Origin of the sequence: Bacillus sp. SH7-1 (assembly GCF_008042405.1) — a bacterium.
GTDB classification, from domain to species: domain Bacteria; phylum Bacillota; class Bacilli; order Bacillales; family Bacillaceae_G; genus Bacillus_A; species Bacillus_A thuringiensis_N.
Genome location: NZ_QNUD01000076.1, coordinates 1 through 999, shown reverse-complemented (window position 1 = coordinate 999; position 999 = coordinate 1). Strand labels below are relative to the sequence as shown.

Sequence of the window (999 nt, the reverse complement as noted above, 5' to 3'; positions counted from 1 at the left end):
ATATTATACGATTATTGATTTGAACGTTAAGAAAAAACGATATAAATTAAGGTAAATTTAAACAAAATAGTTAATTTATAAAAAGCAGTTAGCTTTCGCTAACTGCTCCACTCCCAACTGAAGTTCTAGTTATGTAATTTAGATGAAGATACTACCTACTAGGATTAAGGCTCCTAGCAAAATTAGAGAATCAACTAAAATCAAGAACTGGTTTTTCTGTGGCTTTCGAAGTTCCTTTATCAAGCTAAAAACTGCACTCAATCCGAAACAAATATATAACAAAATCATTATTGTTTCTGTCATAGTTAACACTCCTAATATATTGATTATTTAATTATATAACGAAATACATGTACATGTAAGTTTTTAACAAAATCCGTATTTAAATGAAGAATCCCTAGGCTTAGGGGGCTAGGGATTCTCGGTTTGGTATACTTCACACGGTATTATAAAAAGAATAGAACGTACTGAAGATAACACATGAATGTTTCGTAAATGTATCAAAAAAGTGAACAAAAAGTAATTTTGTAAATCAAGGTAGTCAGCACAATTAACTAACGTCTTGTTAAAAAAAAAGAAGCCCCGTAGAAAATGTTACAGGGCTTCATAAGACTGAGTTATGTCGTACTCACAAGAGATTTTAACATGGATTTAGTGGTGAATATATTGGTAAATGTGTCCAATGGATCTAGAGCTATTATCTTATACAAAAACGTTATTTGCTTAGCTGAGGGGGATGAATGATGGTTATAGAAGCAAAAGTAAAATTTAAATTGGATGAAGTACAAAAATTACAATTTCAAAATGTAAGAGAAAATGAAGGAGAACAAGAGGCATTTTACTTTCTAGAAGAATTGATAATGAAAGAAATTGATTTAGCTGAATTTGTGGAGATCGAGTACAAGGATAAAAAATAAAATGTCATTTAATACGTAAGGGGTTGTCTATTTTATAAAAAAAGAGAAGCCCTTAATTAGGTCGCTCCTCTTAATGCCAATA

At 30.3% G+C, this 999-nt stretch carries 1 protein-coding gene; it reads left to right on the top strand.

Translation table 11 applies throughout. The annotated features are described in order from the left end of the window. The first annotated feature begins 743 nt into the window (after positions 1–743). Positions 744–917 carry a hypothetical protein gene (locus DN390_RS30965; RefSeq protein WP_179955801.1) on the top strand — a complete coding sequence of 58 codons (174 nt, stop codon included), beginning with the start codon at positions 744–746 and terminating at the stop codon, positions 915–917. Positions 918–999: the final 82 nt, after the last annotated feature.

Bases quoted from the DNA above. Each gene is read 5' to 3' on its own strand.
- DN390_RS30965 (WP_179955801.1), top strand. From the start codon at position 744: ATGGTTATAGAAGCAAAAGTAAAATTTAAATTGGATGAAGTACAAAAA.